This window comes from Leptospiraceae bacterium (assembly GCA_015075105.1).
GTDB lineage: Bacteria > Spirochaetota > Leptospiria > Leptospirales > Leptospiraceae > JABWCC01.
This window is the reverse complement of sequence record JABTUZ010000001.1, coordinates 36,994-62,045: the sequence shown is the minus strand read 5'-3', so window position 1 is coordinate 62,045 and position 25,052 is coordinate 36,994. Positions and strand designations below refer to the sequence as shown.

Here is a 25,052-nt window from a genome sequence, read left to right as displayed (position 1 = left end):
TTTACATCTGTAAATAAGTTCGTATATATATTTTTTAAAAAAATATACTATAAGGCTTACGTTTTAATTTTTTCCCCTTTATGAGTCAAAGAAATTATACAAAAAGAATAAAAATTTATCTGTTTAAAAAAAAATATTTTTTTACAATTTCCATAAAAATTGGAACAAAAACGAATAATCTTTTTTTTCTGTATTATTACAAAAATTTATTTAGAGCAAATTTTCGTCGCTTTCAATTTTTTTTCTTGGACGAAACTCGGTTATTAAATCTGCAAAGCTCGGCTTCAAAGATTCTCCTCCGTCCACTGCAATAGATGCACCTGTCAAAAATTCGGCAGCAGGACTGGCTAAAAAAATTACACTTCCTACAACATCTTCCGGTCTTGGAAATTTTCCAAGTGGAACTTTTTTATGAATCATCTCAATTACTTCTTCATTCAACCAAAGTCTATCAAAACTTCCCTTTGTAAAAACTGGCCCCGGACTCACATCGTTTATTCTAATACCATACTTCCCCCATTCGCTTCCGAGAGTTTTTCCTAAATTGATTATCCCTGCTTTTGCTGCGCCAGATGGAGCCATAAGTGGAGATCCTGTCCAACCTGTAGTAGATGCAATGTTTATGATGTTTCCTTTGGATTTTTTCTTTATCCACTTGGCGGCCACTTCTCTTGTAACATAGAATGTACCGGACAAGACTGTATCAAGAATCGCTTTCCATCTTACAAAAGAAAGATTCTCTGTGGGGCGTAACGTATTTGCACCTGCGTTATTGATTAGAATATCTACTGTCTTCCAGGAGAATGCGTTATTCACCATCGCCTTGACTGAATCCGGGTTAGAAATATCGCAAGAAATTGGCTTTACTTCTACCCCCCAATCGTTTTGGATTTCGTCTGACGCACGTTGAATTTTTTCAGAGTCTCGAGATGAAATTACTAAGTTTGCTCCAAGCTCGGCAAAACTATCTGCAATTAGTCTCCCTATCCCGGATCCACCTCCTGTAATCAAAATAGTTTTTTCTTTAAATAAATTCTCTTGGAATACTTCTTTTGCAATAAATCGGTTCGCGAGCATTTATTTTACCCTCTTTTTTTCAGATCGAGCAATGATTTGCTTTTGAATTTCAGAAGTTCCCCCACCGATTTCTGCGAGCTTTACATCCCTATAAATTCTGGAGACTCTGTATTCATCCATGAAGCCTGCCCCACCATGAATTTGTACTGCAAGGTTTGCGACCTCTCTTGCGTGGGTAGATGCGAGTAATTTTGCAGTTGCCATTTTTGCGGTCAAATCAACCGGGGAACCGTTATGCATCATTCTTGAATCAGATTTTTTACTATTAGAAAATTTGTCCATCATCCAAGAGGCCTCATGTAAAACCACCCTTGCAGATTCATACTTCACTAATATATCCGATAACATAAAGCCAACGCTCTGGTGCTTGGAAATTGGTCTTCCAAAAGATTTTCTCTTCTTGGAGAATTCTATACAATCATTAAGACAAGCCGCCATAGTGCCTACACAGTATGCCGCAAGAGAAAGCCTTTCTCTGTTAAAGGCTTCCATAATCATTTGAAACCCTTTTCCCGGTCTTCCAAGTATATTTTCTTGGTTTAAGCGAACTTCTTCAAAAAATAATTCACCTGTAGGAGAGCCTTTTAAACCCATTTTAGAAAGTTTTTTTCCTCTAACTACTCCTTTTTTGTTTGACTCGAATACAAAACAAGTAAGCCCGCTCTCTTTTTTTTCTGAGTCAAAAATCCTTGCAAGTGCTAGGATATAGTCACAAATTGGTGCGTTGGTTATATAAGTTTTTTGACCGTTTAGTATATATTCGCTTCCGATTTTTTTTGCAGTTGATGTTATACTGGATACATCCGAACCCGCGTCAGGCTCGGTCACTGCAAGACAACCAATTTTTTTCCCGGATATTACTTCTCTTAAATAGATTTTTTTTTGTTCTTCTGTTCCATACTCGCTTAGTGGAATTCCAAATAAACCTACAGACGCACCAACTGAAAAAAAAGTAGAGCCACAGTATTCTGAAAGAATTTCTTGAGTAAGGATTGCTTGTAAATACCCCGAATCAGACCCTCCGTATTCTTCTTTATGCAGTAAACCATTATAGCCTATATCGTATAATTTCGTAAAATGGCTTTTGGGAATTTCGCCATTTTTCTCTGAATCCTCTACTGAATCAGAAATTTCCTTTTTACAAAATTCTCTAAATACTTCTAAAAATTTTTTACTTTCCTCTCCTATTTCAAAATTCATTTTATCCCTCCCTGTAAATTTGCAGAGATAATGGATCTCATCACCTCAGATGTACCTGCCCCCAAAGTTCCAAGTCTTGCATCCCTGTAGGCTCTTTCAATAGGGTATTCGTGAATAAAACCATACCCACCAAAAATCTGTCCCATATCATAAGCTACCTCTATCGTTGACTCTGTAGAATAAAGTTTTGCAATTGAAGACTCAATCGGTGCAGACTCGCCTCTATCTTTTTTGATTGCACTTTTGTAAATTAAAAGTCTAGACGCGTCTAACTTCATTCTGGCAATTGCAATTTTATTCTGGATTGCTTGAAAATTTATGATTGGCTCACCAAACTGCTCCCTCTCTTTCGCATAACGCACTGCCGAATCGAGCATTGACTGCATAGAGCCAATAGAGCTTGCTACAAGCACTGTCCTTTCCCATTCAAGCGTGGCCTTCCCCACTCTTATAAATCCAGAGTTTTCTTTAGAAATCATATTTTCCAAGGGAACTTCCATATCTTGGAAAATCAGCTCGCTTGTAGTGCTTGTTCTCATACCAAGTTTTTCTAATTTTTTACCAACGCTAAATCCTTTAAAATTTTTCTCTATGATGAATACAGAAACTCCAAAAGCTCCTTTATACTTATCCGTGACCGCCATAACTGTAAATACATCACCAATAGGTCCGTTTGTAATAAACATTTTGGATCCATTGAGTATATATTTATCTCCTTTTTTAACCGCACGAGTTTGCATACTTCCCGCAGCGTCACTACCAGAATAAGGCTCTGTAAGCCCAAGCCCCGCAGTCCACTCGCCTGAAGCCATTTTTGGTAAATATTTTTTTTTCTGCTCTTCTGTACCGCATAAAACTATAGGCATTGCACCTATGATACTATGCGCCCCCCAAGCAAGTGTAAGCCCTCCATCGAGTGATCCCTCTGCAAAGGCTTCGGTAGCAACAGTTGTAGTGAGGCAATTCGCCCCCTGCCCTCCATACTCTATTGGAATTGGAAGCCCAAGTAGTCCAATTTCTCCCATTTTTTTCCAAAGCTTTGGGTCCCATGTCCTGTTCAAATCCCTCTCTTCTGCACTCGGTAGGATTTCTTTTCTGGCAAATTCTTTTACAGACTCTTTAAACTCAAGTACATCTTCAGGAAGAGAAAAATCCATAAAAAGCCTCTCTATATAAAATTTATACGTTATGCGACACTGCTAAGACTGTTTTTCGGGAGGTAAAACTTTACAACTTCCCTTACTAACTACTTCTTTTCTTTGGTTAGTCCAAAGAATACTCATCTCTACTGTTTTTATTCTTTCTATTTTTTTAGTTACTTCTACCTCTACAGTAATTGTATCACCAAAGTAGGTAGGGTTTCTAAATTTTTGAGTTACCTCCAATGCCACAGTTCCAAGCCCGGGTAGCTTCATCCCAAGTATATTCGCAAGTAGTGAGGCCGCAAGCCCACCGTGTGCAATCCTTGTTTTGAATTGAGTTGATTTTGCATATTCTTCGTCAACATGAAGAGGGTTAAAATCTCCACTAATTCCTGCAAATAAATATACGTCTGTTTCAGTGATAGTTTTTGTAAAGCTCGCTTTTTCACCTATTTGGATTTCTTCAAAGGTTTTTCCTAATTTATACATTTATTTCTCCACAGGGTGAAAATATTTTATATCGTGTAGATTTCCCTTTCTTTTACCCGGGTCTTCCCATACTGCCTCTACCCTTAATCCTATTTTAATTTCTACCTCAGGAATACCTTCGATCAAATGGTACACGTGGGTATGTGTTCCGTCTAACTTTATAAATCCATAAGTATAGGGTGGTTTCATAGGTTGACCTGGGAATTCCATATACACTGTAGTGAAACTCTCTAAAGTGCCAATATTGGGAAGCTCTACCCATTCTGTGCATTCTTCAAAACATACACCACAATAAGATTTAGGAGGACACTGGATTTTTTTACACTTCGGGCATTTGGAACCGTAAAATTTTCCCTCATTTTTTAAGCCTGTATAAAACTTTGCAAGCGCTTCACCGTAAACCCATTTATAGTGTATATTCAAATGGCCATCTACTCTGTTTACGAGTTGTAGGTTTCCCACAAAGTCTTCTATGATCTTATTTTTTTGGATTTTTCCAGTAGCGGTTTTTGGAAGATCTGTGACTATTTCGATAATCTTTGGAAATTTATACCCTGCAATTTTGGGACGAAGGTAGGTCTTTATTTCTTTTTCGGAAACACTCGATCCATTCTTAGGAACAATAAACGCCCCTACTACCTCTCCATAAGTTTTGTCCGGGATTCCGACTACCGCACAATCTAAAACTCCTTCGTGCTCGTAAAGAATTTCTTCTATTTCTTTAGGGTAGATATTTTCCCCACCAGAAATGATCATTTCTTTTTTTCTACCAACTATGAAATAATACCCGTCCTTATCCCTATACCCTAAGTCTCCTGTACGAAGCCAACCGTTTTGGACTATTCTTTTTGTTTCCTCATTTTTTTTATAATAGCCCTTCATCGTATTGGGTCCTTTGATAACTATTTCGCCCACCTCACCATCAGGCAAAGAACTTCCATCGTTATCCCAAATAGACATTTCTTGACCTGGGATGGGTATTCCGATAGATCCGATTTTTCTTTCACCGAGCAAAGGGTTTAGTGAAGAAACACAAGTACCTTCAGAAAGACCATAACCCTCTATAATTTTCCCCTTAAACTTCTCTTCAAATTTTTGAAAAACTTCCACAGGCATTGGAGCAGCCCCACAAACACATGCTTTCAAAAAACTCAAATCTTCTCCTTCTGCATCCGGCATCTCGTTTAGGTAATTATATATAGTGGGAACTCCACTAAATGTAGTGCACTTATATTTTTTTAAAGTCTCTATAAAATTTCTAGGCTTGAACATTTCTTCCAGTACCACAGTTGCCTTTGCCTGAATAGTGCTCATCATAGAAGCAATTTGTGCGTTTACGTGAAATAAGGGCATGATGCAAAGCGCTGTATCTTCCGGTTGCAAGTCCACCATCTGAAAAGCCACAAAGCTATTGTATAAAATATTGGAATGGGTAAGTATAACCCCCTTTGGATGGCCTGTAGTACCTGAAGTATAAATTATAGATGCAGAGTCATCACCATTTAATTGAACAAAAAAATTTTTATCTCCCTCATTTATTAGTGTATTTAATAGAATCGTATTTTTCTCATCGTCTAAAATTAAATCCCCTGTTAGAATAGTTTTATTTAGAGAAGTTAAATTCTTCCAAATTGGCTCGAGCATTTTTCTATATTGGGGAGTAGTACAAATAATTTTTGAATCAGAATCGTTTATGATATATTCTAATTCGTCTGCTTTTAATAAAGTGTTTAGAGTGACCGCAACAAATCCACCTTTCATTGCACCAAAATAGCAAAACAAAAACTCAGGAGAGTTTGGGATGAGTATGGATATATGATCTCCTTTTTTTAATCCGAGTTTGTAAAAGTAGGAAGATACAGAATTTGTAATCTCGTGAAACTCTCTATAAGAATATTTTTTATCTTGGAAAATTAAATAGTCTTTACTACCAAGCTCTAATACTCTTGACTCTAATAATTCAGGAATTGTAGAGTATGGACACTCTGTTTTATATTGGATAGTATTCATAACTTCTCCTTTGAAACTGGAGTAAAATATTCAATGTCTCGAATTGTACCAGTCTTTTCCTTTTTCCAAACTATTTCTAATTCGTCTCCAGGCTTTAGATTTTTCAAAATCTCTTCTTTCTCACAAACTATATGTAGCAACTCTGTGTCTGCTCCTGAAAATTGGATTGCTGCATACATATAAGGAACATTCACCCCCTCCGGAATATTCCAAGGAGCCTTGTAAACAATGGAGCCTGCTTTTAATCTAATCTTTCCGTTTAATACTTGGAAGCGATCCATCTTTATTTGGCCGTAAGGAGACCAACTTTGAGGAGGTAGATAGACTCTTGAAGTTTTTGGACAACGAACTGCAATCACCTCGTTTAAGTCTCTCAAATGAGTAAGAAATCTCCCCACAGTACTCCCAGGAGCCCACTTGTAATCCATTTCAATTGTGCCTTCTAAAGTTTTTACTGTTTCTTTCATTTTTGGCCTACTTTTATAGATTTTCTTTTTTGAAATGAGTCCTCTATATTTTTTTCACCAGAAAGAATCATCACTGTATGAAATTGTATAGCTCCCCCCCAGCCGTGTGCAAGACCGATTTCTGCTCCATTGACTTGTCTTTCTCCTGCTTTATTCATAATTTGCAGAGCCACTTCCGCCTGACGTATCATTGCAGAGCCACCGATTGAGTTATTGGACAAAACTCCACCGGATGGGTTTATGGGAATTTTACCGTCCATTTTTGTAGCACCAGAATCGATCAAATCAATTGCAGACCTCCCATCCTCGCAAAGACCAAGCCCTTCGGTCCAAATCAAATGTTGGCTTGTAAATGCGTCATAAATTTCCACTACATCTAAATCTTCTATTGGGTTTGTTATCCCGGTTTCTTTATAAACAGTGTTTGCCGCTTTTTTCAGAGCTATGGGAAAAGACCAATCTCTATCCGGATAATTCACACCATCAGACACAGCAGAAACAGACTGGATCCAAGCCTTTGGAATGTCCCTTTTATCTGCAATTTCTTCAGACTGTAAAACCATTGCGCAAGCTGCATCGCTTGTTGGGCAAGAATCGAGTAGCCTAAATGGAGTACTTAGCCACGCCATATTCAACATCATGTCTTCTGAAATCTGCGGTAGTTTTAAAGCAGAATTTGGATTGTTAAGCGCGTTCTTCCTCATCTGGGTACCGATCTTTGCAAGGTGTTCATCTTTTGCTACAGGGTATTTATTCATATAAATCCTTGCTTGGCAAGCAACTGCAGAAGGTGCACCTGCGGCAAAATCTCTTCCCATAGTAGGTGAATACACTAAACTTAGTCCCTTTTGTACAGAAGACTCGCTCAACTTATCACCTGAAACTACTAATACATTTTTAAATAAGCCAGAGGTAACTAAATACCAACCGGCTATAGTAGTAGAAGCGCCAACAGTTCCACCGGTGTGGATTCTGTAATGGGGCTTCATTACACCAAAGGTAAAATCAGTCGCCCACATTTCCGGCTCGCTCAACCCTTCAAAAAATTCAGGGCTGCTACTGCATACAACGCAATCAATATCATCTATGTTAATTTGAGCATCGTGAATTGCAAGTCTGCAAGCCTCTCCCATCAATTCCGGAAAATTTACGTCTTTACGTTTAAATTTTGTTCTAGTCTGTCCTATTCCTGTTATGGCAACTTTTTTTCCCATTTAAGCCTCGATTACATAAACTATATTTGCCTGCATGGCAAGACCTGCTTGTGCGTGTGCAATCGCAGACTTTGCATTTTTTACCTGTACGCTACCCGCTTCACCAATTACTTGTAAGTGAGATTCCAATAACCTCGTAAGACCGGACGCATAAATTACATTCCCACAAAGTACACCACCCGAAGGGTTCACGGGAATTTTACCGTTTGGCTTAGTGTTTCCATCTCGTAAAAAAGAAATAGACTCACCCTCGCTACAAAGCCCAAGAGACTCATAGAGCATAACTTCCTGATGAGCATAGCATTCGTGCACTTCTGCAAGGTCAATTTTTTTAGGATCGACTCCGGCCATTTTATAAGCAAGCCCTGCGGCTACACTTGCACTTTTCACTTTAGACAAATCCCTATAAGTCGGGTAGTACGCATCCGAAATAAAACTTACCCCGGTTATAAAACTCGCCTTTCTCTTATTTTTTTTCACGTATTCTTCAGTAGCTAAAATCAAAACAGTGCAACCGTCACCGACTCTCCCCGTAGTCAATTCTCGAATAGGCGTGGCAATCTGGGGTGAGTCTAAAATTTCTTCAATAGAGTAGTCCTTTCCTTCGCCTTTCATCACCCTTTCATTTCTACTTCCGGAACTTCTGTTTTTTTGGGCGACGAGTGCAAAATCTTTTTCGCTTGCCCCAAGTCTTTGAGAAAAGTATTCAGCTTGGATAGCGCATATCGTATCAGAATCTGTCCCCACAGGACGAAGATAAAAAGGGTCAGAAACCATGCCGCTAAATGGAGACAATCCACATTGAGTCCCTTTGGAAAATGCAACAACCATCGCCGTTTGAAACTTCCCAGAAAGCAACCTTGCCATAGCGTAATGAACTGCCCAAGCACCGTCTCTTTCCACCTTGGACTCTTCTTTTAAAAATGCACCCGCAGCCTCTACAGTCTGGCAGTGGTTTATAGCAAGTCCATCCAATACATCGTCACCGGCAGAGATTACAGTCTCTATCTCCCCTATTTCTAAACTACTCGACTTTAAAGCCTTCTTTACGGTGAAAAATACCGTATCCTCAACTGACCAATCGTAGTTTTCTTTCTCAATGGTCAAAGCCTGCCCAATTATTCCTACTCTCATAAGACCATAATTTATTTTAATTGACACAAGTGTCAATTAAAATTTGACGCTTGTGTCAAATTTTTTGGAGAAGAATTTATTTCCCTATCTCCACCACCATTTAAAGATAGTGGGAATGTAAGCCTCTTCCCGTCTAAAAAAAGTTCTCCTAAAATTAGTCTGACATATTTGAAGTGCCCCCCTAAAACTGTAAAGAAAAAAATCATATTTTTTGTTTATTTTTAAATTGCAGAGGAGATAGTCCTCCTAAAGCTGAATGAGGTCTGATTGAATTGTACCGATCAATAAATTGAAAAATACTTTTGGCTGCTTCAATTTTATCAGCATAACAGGAGATATTTATCTCTTGATACTTGATAGTTTTATTAAAAGATTCTGCGTGTGCATTTTCATATGCATTACCAAGACACATTGAAATTTGTATTTTGGAATTGTTCAGAAGTTCTATATATTCATGCGAACAATATCTTCTATCAGAATCAGTATGATGAATGTAACCTTCGAGACTTCCTCTGTTCATGAGAGCCGACTCAAATGCAGACCTGACAAGTTCACTATTAAGTTTATCAGAAACAGCTCGTCCGATGACCTCTCTGTTTTCCATATCCATTAGTGATGCCAGATAATGATTTTTCCCCTGAACATCAAAAAAAGTAACATCACCAACTATTACTCGTGCATGATTAATTGACTTGTCCTTAAGAAGATTTGGATATTTTTTCAGGTTATGTTTTGAATCCGTGGTCGCATGATGATAAGCCCTCTTCGGACTGCATTTTAAAAGGTTTTCATGCATGATCCTGTAAACTCGCTTATGATTGATTTTCATATCATTTCTCAGAAAATAAGTGACAGACCTGTAACCTGATTGAGGCATTAAATCCAGATATGCTTCAATCTTTTCTATTAGTTGCTTATCCTCCTGTTTTCTTTTAATCTTTGCATCCGATTGGTAATAAAAGGAAGAGATACTGATCTCCAAAGCTTTACAGCTTTTTACAATTCCAAATTCTGGTGCGAGATACTTCCTGATAATTTCTCTTTTTGCTTCCAGTCTTGCAGATATTTTTGGGCTTTTTTTAAAATGTGATTATCTAACGCAAGGTTGGCAAGTGCACCTTCCAATTCTGCGACTCGTTTCCTTAAAGCAAATTCGGTTTGATTATTTTGTTCAAACTTTCCTGTATCTATCTCATTTCTCCAATTTCGGATTGTTTGAGGATTTACCTTTTCCCTTTGAGCTATTTGCGAAACGGAACTCTGCCCGGACAAAATTTCCATTACTATTTTTTCCTTAAATTCTTTGCCATAGTTATTTCTTCTTATCATATTATCAAGTCTCCTTTATCCCCTTTTTTTGTATTCCAGTTTTAGGGGGCAAGACCATAGATAGAGAAGATGCTGATTTTAGAAAATTTTTCTCTGATTTTGCACACAGTATGCAAAATATATAAATCTGGACGTTAGACGGAATAGATAAAGAAGAGTCGGGATGGTTTTAAGTTTTTTAGGTAGATTATTGGGGGTTAAACCATGTGGACACTCATTACTTTAGGTGTGTTTTTAGGCATTAATTTAGTTAATTTAAAATTTTGAAGTAAAAGATTAAGCTTAGTATAGTCTGGAAGTAGAGTTTTTTTAAATCTTATTTTGTTAAACTTTAATTTTTTTTGTCAAATGTAATATAAGGATGAATAGATTATGAAAAATCCAAGATTCCCTGAAAATCCAAACCTTAATATAGACTATAGTAAATCAGAGCTTAAAAAAATTTGGCTTGCGGGAGGTTGTTTTTGGGGAGTTGAAGCCTATATTGAAAGAATTTTCGGTGTTGCAAAAGTTACAGTAGGTTATGCAAACGGTACCACTAAAAATCCAAGCTATGAAGATGTGTGTTATGGGAATACTGGGCATTCAGAAACTGTAGAAGTCCATTACTCTCCGAAAAAAATTTCTCTTAGTTTACTTCTAGAAAAATTTTTCAAAATTATTGATCCGACTTCAATCAATAAACAAGGAAACGATTATGGGGTTCAGTATAGAACAGGAATTTACTATAAAGAAATTGAAGACCTTCTAATTATTAAAGAATCGATTGCAAAATTTCAAGAAAACTACCCAAAGCCCATAGTCACAGAAGTGTTGCCATTAGAGAATTATTCTTTAGCAGAGGACTACCACCAAAAATATTTAGAAAAAAATCCAAATGGATATTGCCATATTGACTTATCTTCATTAAATGAAAATCCACAAACAGAATCACCTCTGTATTACAAACCAGATGATAAAACACTGCAAAAAACTCTCACTCGAGATCAGTACCTTGTCACTCAAAATGATGCAACTGAGAAACCATTCTCGAATCAATTTTGGGATTCTCACGAAAAAGGTTTGTATGTGGACGTAGTAACTGGTGAGCCTTTGTTTAGTTCAAAAGATAAATTTGATTCCGGGTGTGGCTGGCCAAGTTACACAAAGCCAATTTTTTCAGAAGTCGTAAAATACAAACAAGACAAAAAGTACGGAATGGAAAGGATAGAGGTCAGAAGTAAAATTGGAAACTCCCACCTTGGGCATGTATTTGAAGACGGTCCCAAAGAAGCAGGAGGTCTTCGATATTGTATAAACAGTGCATCGCTTAAATTCATTCCTTTAGAAAAAATGAATGAATCAGGTTATGAAAAATTTATTTCTTTAGTAAGAGACTTTTAAATAAAATAATTCTCTTTTTTCCACTTTTCTTCAAACATTGATTTTATCTAATGGTCTAAAAGGTGTTCGAGTAATAAACATGAAAGCAAAGTTTGCAATACTAATCTCTGTTATTTCTATTTCATTGGGCTTAATTGCCTATTTTTCATCTAAAGAAACTTCTTTTATTCTCCTCGATGCAAATGAATTAGCGGCTGACCCAGCAAAATACTCCGGTGATTTTTTACGAGTAAGAGGTTTTGTAAAAGTAGGAACTTTGTCAAGAGAAGGCAAAGAAGCCAAGTTTATTTTAGAAATGGATAAAAAAGAAATTCCTATTCATTTTGACGGCAGCACAATTTTACCGGATACTTTTAAAGAAGGAGTCAGAGCAAGAGTGGATGGGAAGCTAAAAAATGGAGTTTTAGTTTCCAATCACATTGAAACTAAATGTGCCTCAAAGTATGAAGCCGACTACAAAGATGAAAAAGGGAAAAGTAAAACCCAACTATGAATGATCTGGGTGCTCTCTGTATTATTTCTTCTTTCGCATTTCTTTTATATTCTACAGGATGCACTTTATACGGAATTATCAAAAATGACGAAAAATACATCGAACGCGGCAGATTATTTTTAATCTCTAACTTTGGAATCATACTACTTGCCTTTATAATTCTAATCACTCAACTCAGTCGTATGGATTTAAGAAATTACTATGTAGTCATGCACTCAAGTAAGCACTTGTCTTTTTTTTATAGAGCGACTTCGATATGGGCAGGCTCATCCGGCTCCCTACTATTTTGGAATCTACTTTTAAACTTTTTTACTTTTGTATTACTGCATCAAACTAAAAATATGAGAAACAATCGCTTACCGGTAATGCAACTCGTCCTATCTACACTTTCACTATTTTTTGTATATCTTGCCGTATTTTACTCGGATGCTCAACCGTTTCGTGAATTTCAACCGGCAGCAGTAGTAGGTCGCGGTTTAAACCCACTTCTTCAACACTGGGCAATGATCTTACACCCACCTATTTTGTATGTCGGATACGTTAGTTTCTCCATTCCATTTGCAATAGGAATGAGTGCACTTATAACAGGGAACTTGTCTGAAGATTGGTTAAAGCTCATCCGAAAGTGGTCAATATTTTCTTGGTTTTTTTTGGGAGTGGGAATTTTACTTGGGTCGAAATGGGCTTACGAAGAGCTGGGATGGGGTGGATACTGGGCGTGGGATCCGGTTGAAAATGCATCTCTAATGCCTTGGCTATTATCCAGCGCGTTTATTCACTCCATTATTATCCAAGAAAAAAGAGGTATGCTGAAATTCTGGAACATGCTTCTTCTAATCCTCTCTTTTCATTTTACGCTTTTAGGAACATGGATTACAAGAAGTGGAGTTTTGGAAGGGCCTCACAGCTTTGCAAAATCTACAATAGGCACCCCATTTATAATTTTTATAATCGTAAGTCTTATCGCTTCAGTTACTTTTCTTCTGATGCGTTATGCGAAATTGAAATCAGATCGAGAGCTTGAAGCAATCACTTCCAAAGAAGGGAGTTTTCTTTTAAACAATTTTTTACTTGTTTTTGCAACTTTTGCGATTTTACTTGGGGTATTCTCTCCTCTACTGTATGGAAAAGAATTCAAATCTCCTTGGTACAATTCATGGGGAGTACCGGCAGGAATTTTACTTTTACTTTTAATGGGTGCATCTCCACTTCTTGCCTGGAGAAAAGGCGCAGATAAAATATTTTTTTCAACTCTTTTAAAACCTTTCATAGTTGGAATTTTTACTTCTATGATTTATGCTTTTACTATATCTTCACTATTTACAAAAACAGAATATTCTATTTCCGACACGCTTGGCGAATTGTATTCTACTTTAACAATCGGTCTTGGCTTTTTTACTCTCACCGGAATTTTTCAAGAATTCTACAGAGGAGTGATTGCACGAAAAGAAACCCATCAAGACAAAAATTATTTTCATTCGATAAAGAATCTTCTGTTTAGAAATAAGAGGAGGTACGGAGGCTATCTTGTGCATTTTTCCATTGTACTGATTTTTATCGGATATGCAGGCAACGCATTCAAGCAAAACACTTCCATTAGCTTTTTTTACGACTTATCTCCATTTTCAGGTAGAGACGAAATTGTTTACGCAAGCCAAGACAAAGGGGTTCTAGGAAATTATCAAATCGAGGCATCTCTACTAAAAATCAAACCAGTGATTAATGGAGAAGCGAATAGTCTCCCGAATATTTTTAATGTAATTGTATCCCAAGAAGGCACCTACAAGCTGTACAGACACCTGACAGATTCTGGATCCATGATAACAGAAAGGAGATTCTATCCCCAAATTTCACACTTAACAGGCAATCTTGAAACACAAATTCCAACAAGCGAGCCGGACATCAAGTCCTACCCTAAAGAAGATTTTTATATTCAGCTTGGTGCTGTAGAAGACGCTATTCAAAATACAGAAAACCCGGACTTGCCAATAATGTTCTTAGAATATTTTTTCCAAAGCTCATCCATAAAAGAAAGAGAGCTTGCCTATTCAAAATTTCCAAAAAAAATTATCGGGCATTTAGAAATATGGATCAACCCTTTAGTAAAATTTATCTGGATCGGCTCTCTTTTATATTTTTTATCAGGGTTATTCATCCTACTCCCGATTGGTGAAAAGAAAAATGTTTCAATTTAAAATTCATTATCTTTCTATTTTTGGTATTTTCCTATTTCTAATGACGCATAACGCACTATTTTCAGACTCTTCAACAACTACACTTACTAATCCTGAGCATATCAAAGTTTTTAATGAGGTTACAAGCCAAATTCGCTGCATCTGCCTTCCTTCCCTGCCTATTAAAAGTTGTTCTTTCAATAATTGCAGAGTGTCAGCCTATCTAAAAAACTTTTTTGAAAATAGAATCAAACAAAATGAAACCGCAGATACTATCGTACAAAAAACTGTCCACGGATTTGGAGAAGAAATTCTAAACGATCCTGTCGTAGTTATGTTTTTAAAAGAAGGAAACCAGGACATTGTAGAAGGACTTGTCAATGGGTTTGGAGAAAAAATTCTAGCTACACCAAATTCCTTAGTGATCAATTTGACTTTATTTTTCGTAGTAATTTTTGGAATTGTATTAATTGCAATCTATTCAAGAAAAAATAAGAATAGAAAGATCGCACAAGAATTCGCAATCACTGAATCAGATAAAAATAAATACTTAAAAGAAGCAGGAGAGTAAGGATATGGACTTTTTATTAATTTTTTATTCTCTTTTCTTGGCACTCTTTTTTTTATCTCCATTTCTCTATGCAAAAATAGTGAAAAAAAATTATATTCCTTCTGATGAAAACTTTCAAAATATAGACCCACTCTGGATAAAAAGAAATTTGCTTTTAGAAAATTTGAAAGATTTAAAATACGAGTATCAAACAGGAAAATCTACATCCTCTGAATTTGACGAAATTACTTCATCTATAATTTTAGAATTAAAACAATTAGACGAAAAATTAAAAAACAGAAATGTATCCAACCCAAAGCTGCTTATAGAGCAACTCCCAGATGCAAAACTTTTATGCAATGCCTGCACAGTAGAAATACCATTAAAGAATGCGAATTTTTGTCCTCATTGCGGCAAGCAATTATCAGAAACCAGAATTGCATAAGTTTTTCTTATTTAGTCTCACAGAATAAAGAATTAGAAGAAAATATTAAAATCTTGAAAATATACCTAATTTGAGGTATTGACAATATTTTCTCAAATTTTGATTTCTGGTCATAGTGTGTATAATTTTTTTCTGGGAAATTTTAAACCTATTTGACAGAGTTTTTTATGGTTATGCAAAATGACCATCACCATGCTTGCTATTTATCCTCCAAAACAAAATTATGCTATATAATATTGCAATAATTATTCTAATTATTTTATTTTTTAATGTAACGAATATTTCTGCAAGAGGAGAATGCAAGAATGATCGGCAAAAATTTTGTCATGGAATAAGAAGTAAAGACAAAGCTGAACTGCGAAAATGTATGGAATCTAATTATGCAAAATTTTCAAAAATCTGCAAAGACGCTATTAGAAAAAGGAAACAAATTTCCAATCCGGAAAAAATACCAGAATACAACAATCATAAAAAAAATAGTCTTCAACAGTCAAACGAGTCTTGTACTATTGAGGGAAATGGAAAAATTTCGGGAGGATTACTTCATTTAACCATGAGCAAGGGGCCTTTCGGTATGTCGGGATTTGAAGCGGCACATGAATATCGTTGGAATGCAGGAAAGCTTCTTATTAAAAATCAAGGAAGTTGGATAGTTTACACAAAAATAGGAAATGTATGGATATCATCCTCAACCGTCATGGGAGAAACAGTAGTATCTTGTATCACACTAAAACACTAACGAAGGGAAAATATGACAAAAAAAATAAAATCAAAATCTGCAAAACCTTCTAAAGGGAAGACAATCAAAAAATCAAACACCAATTCAATTCTAAAATCTACAATTAAATCTCCCATAAAACATGTGCGTTATGGATTTATTTGCCTTTTTATTGCTTGGCTTTTTGCTCTTTTGCCTGTGCCAATAGTTTCCTATATTGGGTTCTATATTTTTAATGTTACTGCACTAATCCTTGCAGTCGTGAGTTTTTTCAAAGATCAGGTGAAAAGTGGAATCATCCTTTTTATTAGCGCTACATTTGGCTCGTTAATAATGTATCTCCTGGGACTATTCATTATGGGAACGATTTCATTTGGCTCTTGGGCTTGGTTATTACGGTTATTTAAAAAATAAAGACATGAAATTTAATTGGAGATTAAAATTAAGCAAAAACTGCAGTAGGGACAAAAACTTTTTATGATAAAATAGGGAAATGTACAGTTTTTCAGGTGGAGGATGACTCTTCATGGTGCGAACTCGGAGGAGATAAAAACGACATTAAAATCGGAATGGAAGTCCATGCAAGACCGGAATATGTTTCTTTCTTCAGGAAATTTTTAAGATTTTTTAAGCAAAACTAAAATCACTTACTGCTTGGCATTAAAAAAATTATAATACACTACTCAGCCCTTGTGTTGCAAGATCAAAATAACGCTGTTAAATGGCGATTTTACTCAAGGTATTTTAGCATATCTATTTCCAAGAATGACTTTTTGCAGGCGTGACATTTATAAACTCATTCTATGAGAAAAATACTACTTTTAAATTTCTTCATTGAACAAATTCATGTCTTCAATATATAGTTGCAAGAATAATAAGACTATTACATTATACTTCTGGTGTTTAAAAAATACAACACAATATGTTAAATTGCAAATGATCGAACAATGACAAACTCAAACCCTTCCCCAAAAAATAAAATTCGTTTTGTAACTGCTGCATCTTTATACGATGGGCATGACGTATCTATAAATATTATAAGAAGAATGCTCCAACGAAGTGGAGCCGAAGTCATTCACTTGGGACACAACCGATCGGTTAAAGAAATTGTTCAATCCGCATTGCAGGAAGATGTTCAAGGAATTGCGGTAAGCTCCTATCAAGGGGGACACGTTGAGTATTTCAAATACCTAATAGACTTATTAAAAGAAAATGGACTTGAGCACGTAAAGGTTTTTGGAGGTGGCGGCGGAGTAATTATCCCTTCAGAAATTCAAGAATTAGAAAAATATGGTGTAACTAAAATTTACTCTCCCGAAGAAGGAATGAAAATCGGACTACAGGGAATGATCGACAAGATGATGGAGTTGTGTGATTTTTCTATATCCGAAGATATAATAAACACAAAGCTCAGTCCGAAAAATTTTAGAGAAATCAGCCAGACTATTTCCTACTACGAAAATCACAGAAGGAAAAATAAAAAAGAGAAGTTAGACGACACACAAAATAAAAAAAGTATAGTAATTGGAATTACAGGAACAGGTGGTGCTGGAAAAAGCTCTCTTACCGATGAGTTAGTAAGAAGATTGTCTTCTGCCAATCCGAATATTTGGATTGGAATATTGTGTATTGACCCTTCTAAGAAGAAAACAGGAGGAGCCCTGCTTGGAGACAGGATTAGAATGAATTCTGTCTATTCAGAAAAAATTTATCTGCACTCTCTTGCAACTCGCGGAGAAAAGGGAGGGCTGTCAGAATCTTTAGATGATACTCTTCATGTTTTGAAAAAAGCAGGATTCGATATAATCTTAGTCGAGACTTCAGGGATTGGTCAATCAGATGCAGAAATTTCCTCTCATTCAGATTTTTCCATATATGTTATGACATCTGATTTTGGAGCACCTAGTCAACTCGAAAAAATTGATATGCTCGAATACGCAAGTATTGTAGTAATTAATAAATTTGACAGAAAAGGATCAAAAGATGCCCTAAGAGAGGTAAGAAAACAATACCAGCGAAACCTAAACCTTTTTCATCTTCCACCTGAAGAAATGCCTGTTTTTGGAACTGTTGCAAGCAGATTCAATGATTTTGGAGTTAACCTTCTCTATGAAAATTTAGTATTAAAACTAAAAGAAAAATTCAATTTTAATTTGAATTTTTTGAATACTGAATTGCTTTCTGCAAAAGATTCTGATTCGTTTTCACTAATTCCTTCAAATAGAATAACTTACCTTTCAGATATTTCCACCACTATTAGAAAATATTATTCTGACTTAGAAAAATACAAAGACATTTCTCAAAAAATTCAATCCTATCGCCTAACGTCCCAATTTTTAAAAGATGAAATTATAAAAAAAGAATTAGAAAATGAAATCAATTCTTTAGAAAATCAAATTCCAGAAGAAGACAGAGAATGGTTGTATAATTGGATAGAAAAGAAGAAAAGCTACGAAGAAGAGTATTTAATCTTTAAAGTAAGAGATAAAGAAATCAAACAAAAACTACACTTTACTTCTCTTTCAGGTTTGTCTATTCCGCTTGTTTCTCTACCAAGCTACACTTCTTATCCTGAATTACTAAACTACAAATACAAAGAAAACCTACCCGGTAGCTTTCCGTTTACAGCAGGAGTATTTCCTTTTAGAAAATCTGACGAAGCACCTACAAGAATGTTTGCAGGAGAAGGAACTCCCGAAAGAACCAACCGAAGATTTCACATGCTTACCAAAGGACAAAACGCCTCCAGACTCTCAACCGCTTTTGATTCTGTGACACTTTATGGAGAAGATCCAAAGGTTGAAGCCGACAATTTCGGTAAAATCGGAAACTCAGGAGTTTCAGTTCCGACTATTGACGACGCGAAAAAATTGTATTCCGGGTTTGATCTTTGTAACCCATCTACGTCTGTTTCTATGACTATAAACGGGCCTGCGCCGATGATACTCGCCTTTTTCTTTAATGCTGCAATTGATTTGGAGGTAGAAAAATACATTCAAAAAACTGGTGCGTTAGACGAAATCCAAAATAAAATTCACAACTACTTTAAAATTAAAGGAGTCACTCGACCGAGCTATCAGGGCGACCTTCCAGACACACACGATGGTAGTGGGCTTTTATTTCTTGGAGTCTCTTCGTCTAAGATAATCGAGAAAGAACTCTACGAAAAAATAAAACAGAATACTCTTCAAAATATACGGGGAACTGTACAAGCAGATATATTAAAAGAAGACCAAGCTCAAAACACCTGTGTTTTCTCTACTGACTTTGCCCTAAAAATGATGGGAGATATCCAAGAATATTTTATTCAAGAAAAAATACGAAACTTCTATTCTGTTTCTATATCCGGTTACCATATCGCTGAGGCAGGAGCAAACCCTATTTCTCAACTTGCCTTCACTTTGTCTAACGCTTTTACTTATGTAGAGTACTACCTTAGCCGAGGGATGAAAATTGATGAGTTTGCTCAAAACCTATCTTTCTTTTTTTCTAATGGTTTAGACCCCGAATATTCTGTGATGGGTAGAGTGGCCAGAAGAATCTGGGCAATAACCATGAAGTATAGATACAACGCAAACGAAAGATCTCAAAAACTCAAATACCATATACAAACAAGCGGAAGATCTCTACACGCTCAAGAAATTGATTTTAATGATATTCGTACTACACTGCAAGCGTTATACGCCATCTATGACAACACGAATAGCCTTCACACCAATGCTTACGATGAGGCAATCACAACTCCGACAGAAGAATCTGTAAGAAGGGCAATGGCAATTCAGTTGATTATAAACGAAGAGCTTGGGTTGAATAAAAATCACAACCCTATCCAAGGCGCATTTATTATTGAAGAATTGACCGACTTAGTGGAAGAAGCAGTTTTAAACGAATTTGAGAAAATTTCAGAAAGAGGTGGGGTTCTTGGTGCAATGGAAACAATGTACCAAAGAGGAAAAATCCAAGATGAGTCCATATATTACGAAACTCTAAAACATTCCGGGGAATTAAAAATCATCGGAGTAAACTCTTTTCTTGGAAAAGAAAATACAAATGAAAAAACGATGGAGCTAATCCGATCTTCAGAAGAAGAAAAAAAACAACAGCTTCTCGAGCTAAATGAATTTCAAAATAGAAATAAAAATGAGTGCGAAAAAGCGATCCAATCTTTAGAAAAAACTGCACTAAAAGGAGGAAATATTTTTCAAGAACTAATGGAAACTGTAAAGTACGCAAGCCTTGGACAGATTACCTCTGCAATGTATAAATTTGGCGGAAAGTATAGAAGGAGTATGTAGATTTTGTCCTTACAAAGTAAAAAAAAAATTGTAGGAATAATTCCCGCCCGATACGCAAGCACAAGACTTCCCGGAAAGCCACTTGCAATAATCGAAAATAAAACAATGATAGAATGGACTTACTCGAATTCTAAAAAATCAAAATTTCTAAATGAAGTAATTGTTGCAACAGACGATGAAAGAATCGAGAAAGAAGTCTTGAAATTTGGAGGAAAGGTTTTGATGACAGATAAAAATCATGAATCTGGAACAGATAGAATTATAGAAGTAGCAGGAAAAATAGAAGCAGATATAATCGTAAATATCCAAGGTGACGAACCAGGGATCGAGCCAACACTAATAGACGGAGTGACTGAACTAAAAATTCAAAACCCACAATGGGAAATGACTAGTGCTGGAATCCAAATCAAAGACCCTTCTGAATACAATGATTCAAATAGAGTAAAAGTAGTTTTCGACCACAATAAAAGAGCACTGTATTTTTCTCGATCCCTCATCCCCTCTCAATTTAAAGAAGAAACAAAAGTTTACAGGCATTTAGGGATATATGCTTATGAAAAAAACTTTTTATTACAATACAATTCTCTACCAAAAAGCGACCTCGAAAAATCTGAATCTTTAGAGCAGCTTAGGGCAGTCCAGTCCGGATATAGCATTGGAATTTTTATTGCAGAAAATGCAGCACTTTCCATCGACAGTCCCGAGGATTTAGAAAAGGCAAGAGCCTATTTTCAAAAGTTTGTGATAGGTGCATAAAAAGTCCTCGTTTAGCCCTTTTGACTATGTGGGAACTCCACCTAAAAACTTCGAGCACTATAGATTATGTCTCATTAGGAAAGGTTTAGCCTCAAAAAAAAGAACACTACAAAAATCCTCTAAAAATTTTTGATTTACACGCTTGGGCATAAGGAGTAACATTTAGTGAATACTATGCAGTTAGAAAATACACTTGAAAAGATAGATGTACACCTTTCGTATTTTACAGAGAATCGCCGTTGAAGCTTTTATTTCTTTTACCTTTTCTTTTTTTCTGTGAAAATTTACTAAGCCAGAACACGAATAAGGAAATAGACCTTTCTAAAAATTGGGAATATAGATTTGAAAGTAGCACTCAAAGCATTGCAACTAACGTCTCTGATGTAGAGAGCCTAAAAGATTGGAAAACAATAGAGAACCCGAATAACCCAGAAGGCAAAAATAACTCTACTATAGTTTGGTTTAGAAAAGAAATACCCGATCTGAAAAATATTTCTAACCCTACTTTATTTTTCGATATAAGCAAGACTTGTGTTGTTTACTTAGACGATCTGAAATTGTATTCTTTTGGTGAGATAGGGAAGAATCGCTGGGATGGTTGGAAAACTGCAATGCTTCCGATTTCAAAAAATACTGCAAAGTTTTTGTATATTAAAATGTATTCGACCTCTCACAATATCGGATTCCACACAATAAAAATCGGCAATCATGCAGACTTGTATCAAACACTTTTCAAAAAAGAATTATCTTCTTTTATAATCGGTTGCTTTTATGCAATTATCGGAGTTTTAACTTTTGCGTTTTTCTTAACCCAGTCTCATCAAAAATTAGCTTTATCTTTTTCTTCTTTTTGTTTTTTCTCAGGAATATATTTGCTTTCTAATGTACATCCAATCTCTTCATTCTATGTCAAAAGTACAATTTTTTGGCCTTTTGCAATGTATTCTTCTTTATACCTACTGCCTGTATTCGGGATTTCTTTTGCTGAAGAAATGATCGGAAGAGGAAGATTCTCTATTTCGAGAGTGTTATTATTGTCACATCTCGTATTTGCAATAGTAAGTTTATTTATTTCATTTTTTGAGTTCGTCCACCTCGAATCCACTCTTCCCTATTATCAATTATTACTTTTAGCAACTGTCGTTGTTCACCTAAGTAGAATTTCCTATCATGTAAGAAAAGGAAACACCGAAGCAAAAATTTTCTCTATTGGTGTAGCGTGTTATGTTGTTGTTGCACTTTTTGATCTTGTAATGGCAGTTTATACAAATACCACGATCCAAGGAATACTTCAATGGGGGGTAGCCTTATTTCTATTCTCATTGGTTATCATTTTACATAAAAGATTTTCTGATATTTTAAGACAAATAAAAGCCCATACGGCTGAATTAGAAAATAAAGTTCAAGAAAGAACCAAGGAATTGAACGATTCTTTGTCCATCATCAAGAAAGATTTAATTTTGGCAAAAAAAATTCAAACCAATATTCTACCTGCCGACTTAGACAAGTTAAAAAATATTAAGATTCAATCTTTGTATTCTCCTATGTCTGAAGTTGGTGGAGATATATTTGACGTAAGCGAAGTCAAAAAAAATGTAATTAGAATTTTTGTGGCTGATGCAACCGGTCACGGAGTGCAAGGAGCTTTGATTACTATGGCGATTAAAGGAGAATACGAAAGTTTAAAGTGGGTAATTCAAAATCCAGAAGAGCTTTTAGAAATATTAAATCGAGAATTTTACATGAAATATCGGAGCTTAAACTCATTCTTTTCTTGTATATTGGTGGATATTGATTTGCAATTTCAAACTCTTAGTTATGTATCTGCCGGACACCCTGATCAAGTGTATCTTCAAAAAAATCAAAAAATTTTACTTTCTAAAACAGGGAAGTTAGTTGGAATGCTAAAAAATTCAGAATATTCTAAAAAAGATTATTCCTTTCAAAAAAATGACAGATTATTTCTTTTTTCAGACGGAATGTATGAAGAATTCAACTCGGAAGGTGTTGTATTTGGAGAAGAAAGGCTTCACGAGTTATTTCTAAAAAAAGAAAATTTAGAAAAAATGCCTAAAACGATTATCAACGCATTACATTCTTTTTTATGCAGTTCAAAATTTCAAGATGACTTAACCTTACTTTGCATTGAATTTCAAGACTAAAAAAAACTTTTTATTTTAATACTGCTTCTTTTTCAAAACGCATAAAGTTTTCCGGGAATTCTAATTCCAATTCAATAACCTCGTCAGAAAAAGGATTTTGAAATTTCAGTTTTTGAGAAAACAACAAAAGCCCATACTTGGAAAATTCATTCCCAGTTCTGGAGTAAAGCATATCTCCCACCACTGGACTGCCAAGACTCTGAAAGTGAACTCGAATCTGATGAGTTCTACCTGTTTCTAAGCGAATTTCTGCTAGTGAAAATAATCTGTGTTTACTGGAAGATATTGTTTTTATAATTTTATAATTTGTAATAGACTTACGACCATCTCGCCTAACGCACATTTTAATTCTCTCTGTCGGATGGCGACCGATTGGAGAGTCGATCCTGCCTTCTGGAAGTTTAGGAGATTGAATTAACCAAGCGAAATACGTTTTCTCGATTTTCCGAGTCTGAAACAACTTAGATAATGCGATATGCGCTTTGTCGTTTTTTGCGATAATCATAAGACCAGAAGTAGGCTTGTCCAATCTATGGACTATACCCGGTCGAATAATTCCCCCTTCTTTGGACAACTCTTTAAAGTAATACAATAACCCATTTACCAAACTCGGAGACGCATCCCCGGGCCCACCGTGAGAAGAAAGTCCTGCCGGTTTGTTTATGATTGCAAAATCTTCCCATTCTTTTACAATTTCAAAATCCATTTGTATCGGCTCTAATCGAAACTGTTTTTTAGGTGGGATGAAAATAGTAAAAATCTCACCAACACTAACCTTATAGTTTGGTTTGCTGATAGGGAACTCGGTCGAATTCAGACTCACTTGTCCGTCGCGAATCAACCTTTGGATTGAAGTTCTAGAAAGCTCGTCCCCTGTGGCTTTATTTAAAAATACATCTAAACGAAAATCTTGAAATTCTTCAGTTACTTCTAATACAATTTTCACAATAAAACTCTAATATTCAAAAATTGGAGCATGAGTCTATAAAGAAATACTGAAATTTTATTGAAAATATTTGCTCAAAATTTGTCGAATTCATGTCAATTTTAATATATTGAAAAATATTTTGCAGTTGCAATTCCACTGAGTATTTGAGCGTATTTATTTCCAAGAAAGACTTTTTACAGGTGACCCATATATAAAAAATTAATTTTGAAAAAGTGTTTTCTTATTTCGTTTTACTATAAAATAATGACATTATCAAGCCAAAAGAATAAATATAAAGGTGGTATCTATGACAATAAAACAAATCAGCTTGATTCTTGCATTTCTTTTTGCACTTTCTCTATCTTTCTGCTCTTCCGCGGACAAGAAAGAAGAGCCGACTACTCCTTCTCAACCTCCTCAGCAAAGCACTGATGCGGGAGATAAAGACTCTAAGGCAAAAGCAAATACCAGATCCATGGACTTGGATCCTTCTGAAGAATTTAATGAAAAGTTAAAAGACTTTCGTTATCCAGATGGTGTTAAGAATCCAGGCTTTGGATACAAACAAGCCAACATTGGAAAAAGTGATTTTAGCCAATGGGCAAAATCAAACGCAGGCGTAATCAAAGAGGCTTTGAGCAAACTTCCTCCCGAATACGCTTTGGAAATTACAGGACACTCTGATTCAGTAGGTCCTGAAAATCCTGAAGGAAAAAAGAAAGGAAATATTTTCTACTCCGAAGAAAGAGCAATTGCAGTAAAAAATGCACTAGTAAAAGAAGGAGTTCCTGCAAAGAAAATCAGAACAAAAGGTGCAGGCTCTTCAAATCCGGTTCCCGGAATTGATGGCGCTGACCCTAAAAACAGAAGAGTTACTTTTCAAATCGTAAAAATTGAAGAGGATGAGAAAGCAAAAGCTCCCGCTCCAAAAAAAGACGAAGAAAAAGAGAAAGCTCCATCTTCACAAAAAGATGAAAAGAAGGATGAGCCTTCTAATAAATAAAAGCAAAAAATTCCAACTCTGTAGTTTTACAGAGTTGGAAACTTTTTTCTACTTGGCTAGTTTTTCAAACCACACTCACTTTT

Annotated in this window: 22 protein-coding genes; 11 read left to right on the top strand and 11 right to left on the bottom strand. The window is 35.7% G+C overall.

Going from position 1 to position 25,052, the window contains the following annotated elements; all coding sequences use genetic code 11:
* Positions 1-210: 210 nt before the first annotated feature.
* From HS129_00315 to HS129_00270, 10 genes are all read right to left on the bottom strand, one after another.
* Positions 211-1,077, bottom strand: coding sequence for an SDR family oxidoreductase (locus tag HS129_00315; protein MBE7410502.1), 867 nt, complete (start codon positions 1,075-1,077; stop codon positions 211-213).
* Positions 1,078-2,277, bottom strand: a complete 1,200-nt coding sequence (locus HS129_00310) for an acyl-CoA/acyl-ACP dehydrogenase (GenBank protein ID MBE7410501.1) — start codon at positions 2,275-2,277, stop codon at positions 1,078-1,080.
* On the bottom strand, positions 2,274-3,434 hold the full coding sequence (locus tag HS129_00305; GenBank protein ID MBE7410500.1) for an acyl-CoA dehydrogenase family protein: 1,161 nt from the start codon (positions 3,432-3,434) through the stop codon (positions 2,274-2,276). The genes HS129_00310 and HS129_00305 overlap by 4 nt, the downstream gene beginning before the upstream one ends.
* A gap of 42 nt (positions 3,435-3,476) precedes the next feature.
* Entirely contained in the window at positions 3,477-3,908 is a 432-nt protein-coding gene (locus HS129_00300) for a MaoC family dehydratase (GenBank protein MBE7410499.1), read from the bottom strand.
* Complete coding sequence (locus tag HS129_00295; GenBank protein MBE7410498.1) at positions 3,909-5,918, bottom strand: long-chain-fatty-acid--CoA ligase; 2,010 nt, start codon at positions 5,916-5,918, stop codon at positions 3,909-3,911. It lies immediately after the preceding gene.
* Positions 5,915-6,385, bottom strand: a complete 471-nt coding sequence (locus HS129_00290; protein MBE7410497.1) for a hypothetical protein — start codon at positions 6,383-6,385, stop codon at positions 5,915-5,917. The genes HS129_00295 and HS129_00290 overlap by 4 nt, the downstream gene beginning before the upstream one ends.
* Complete coding sequence (locus HS129_00285; GenBank protein ID MBE7410496.1) at positions 6,382-7,599, bottom strand: thiolase domain-containing protein; 1,218 nt, start codon at positions 7,597-7,599, stop codon at positions 6,382-6,384. Before HS129_00285 ends, HS129_00290 begins: the two co-directional genes overlap by 4 nt.
* The gene (locus tag HS129_00280; protein ID MBE7410495.1) at positions 7,600-8,760 is read right to left on the bottom strand and encodes a thiolase family protein; all 1,161 of its coding nucleotides are present in this window, start codon (positions 8,758-8,760) and stop codon (positions 7,600-7,602) included.
* Positions 8,761-8,935: 175 nt separating this feature from the next.
* Positions 8,936-9,799 carry an IS3 family transposase gene (locus tag HS129_00275; protein ID MBE7410494.1) on the bottom strand — a complete coding sequence of 288 codons (864 nt, stop codon included), beginning with the start codon at positions 9,797-9,799 and terminating at the stop codon, positions 8,936-8,938.
* On the bottom strand, positions 9,730-10,062 hold the full coding sequence (locus tag HS129_00270) for a transposase (protein MBE7410493.1): 333 nt from the start codon (positions 10,060-10,062) through the stop codon (positions 9,730-9,732). The genes HS129_00275 and HS129_00270 overlap by 70 nt, the downstream gene beginning before the upstream one ends.
* A gap of 372 nt (positions 10,063-10,434) precedes the next feature.
* Here HS129_00270 and msrB point away from each other — a divergent pair, with 372 nt between their 5' ends.
* The 10 genes from msrB to HS129_00220 all read left to right on the top strand — a co-directional run bounded on the left by msrB (position 10,435) and on the right by HS129_00220 (position 23,038).
* Entirely contained in the window at positions 10,435-11,445 is a 1,011-nt protein-coding gene (msrB, locus tag HS129_00265; GenBank protein ID MBE7410492.1) for a peptide-methionine (R)-S-oxide reductase MsrB, read from the top strand.
* A 79-nt stretch (positions 11,446-11,524) separates the two neighbouring features.
* Entirely contained in the window at positions 11,525-11,938 is a 414-nt protein-coding gene (locus HS129_00260) for a cytochrome c maturation protein CcmE (GenBank protein ID MBE7410491.1), read from the top strand.
* Positions 11,935-14,133, top strand: a complete 2,199-nt coding sequence (locus tag HS129_00255; protein ID MBE7410490.1) for a heme lyase CcmF/NrfE family subunit — start codon at positions 11,935-11,937, stop codon at positions 14,131-14,133. The genes HS129_00260 and HS129_00255 overlap by 4 nt, the downstream gene beginning before the upstream one ends.
* A complete protein-coding gene (locus HS129_00250; GenBank protein ID MBE7410489.1) occupies positions 14,120-14,683 on the top strand; it encodes a cytochrome C biogenesis protein in 564 nt (187 codons plus the stop codon). The genes HS129_00255 and HS129_00250 overlap by 14 nt, the downstream gene beginning before the upstream one ends.
* A 4-nt stretch (positions 14,684-14,687) precedes the next feature.
* A complete protein-coding gene (locus HS129_00245) occupies positions 14,688-15,107 on the top strand; it encodes a hypothetical protein (GenBank protein ID MBE7410488.1) in 420 nt (139 codons plus the stop codon).
* 223 nt (positions 15,108-15,330) lie between these two features.
* Positions 15,331-15,846, top strand: a complete 516-nt coding sequence (locus HS129_00240; GenBank protein MBE7410487.1) for a hypothetical protein — start codon at positions 15,331-15,333, stop codon at positions 15,844-15,846.
* Positions 15,847-15,858: 12 nt separating this feature from the next.
* Positions 15,859-16,239 carry a hypothetical protein gene (locus HS129_00235; GenBank protein MBE7410486.1) on the top strand — a complete coding sequence of 127 codons (381 nt, stop codon included), beginning with the start codon at positions 15,859-15,861 and terminating at the stop codon, positions 16,237-16,239.
* A 533-nt stretch (positions 16,240-16,772) separates the two neighbouring features.
* Entirely contained in the window at positions 16,773-20,120 is a 3,348-nt protein-coding gene (locus tag HS129_00230; GenBank protein ID MBE7410485.1) for a methylmalonyl-CoA mutase family protein, read from the top strand.
* A 3-nt stretch (positions 20,121-20,123) separates the two neighbouring features.
* Positions 20,124-20,876 carry a 3-deoxy-manno-octulosonate cytidylyltransferase gene (kdsB, locus tag HS129_00225; GenBank protein MBE7410484.1) on the top strand — a complete coding sequence of 251 codons (753 nt, stop codon included), beginning with the start codon at positions 20,124-20,126 and terminating at the stop codon, positions 20,874-20,876.
* A 239-nt stretch (positions 20,877-21,115) separates the two neighbouring features.
* Positions 21,116-23,038 (top strand): SpoIIE family protein phosphatase, encoded by a 1,923-nt coding sequence (locus tag HS129_00220; GenBank protein MBE7410483.1) that lies wholly within the window; start codon positions 21,116-21,118, stop codon positions 23,036-23,038.
* Positions 23,039-23,048: 10 nt separating this feature from the next.
* Here HS129_00220 and HS129_00215 read toward each other — a convergent pair whose 3' ends face one another.
* Positions 23,049-23,984: an RluA family pseudouridine synthase gene (locus HS129_00215; protein ID MBE7410482.1), complete on the bottom strand. Its 936-nt coding sequence runs from the start codon at positions 23,982-23,984 to the stop codon at positions 23,049-23,051.
* Between the two features lie 289 nt (positions 23,985-24,273).
* Between HS129_00215 and HS129_00210 the strand changes: the two genes are divergently transcribed.
* Complete coding sequence (locus HS129_00210) at positions 24,274-24,969, top strand: OmpA family protein (GenBank protein MBE7410481.1); 696 nt, start codon at positions 24,274-24,276, stop codon at positions 24,967-24,969.
* Positions 24,970-25,052 lie beyond the last annotated feature (83 nt).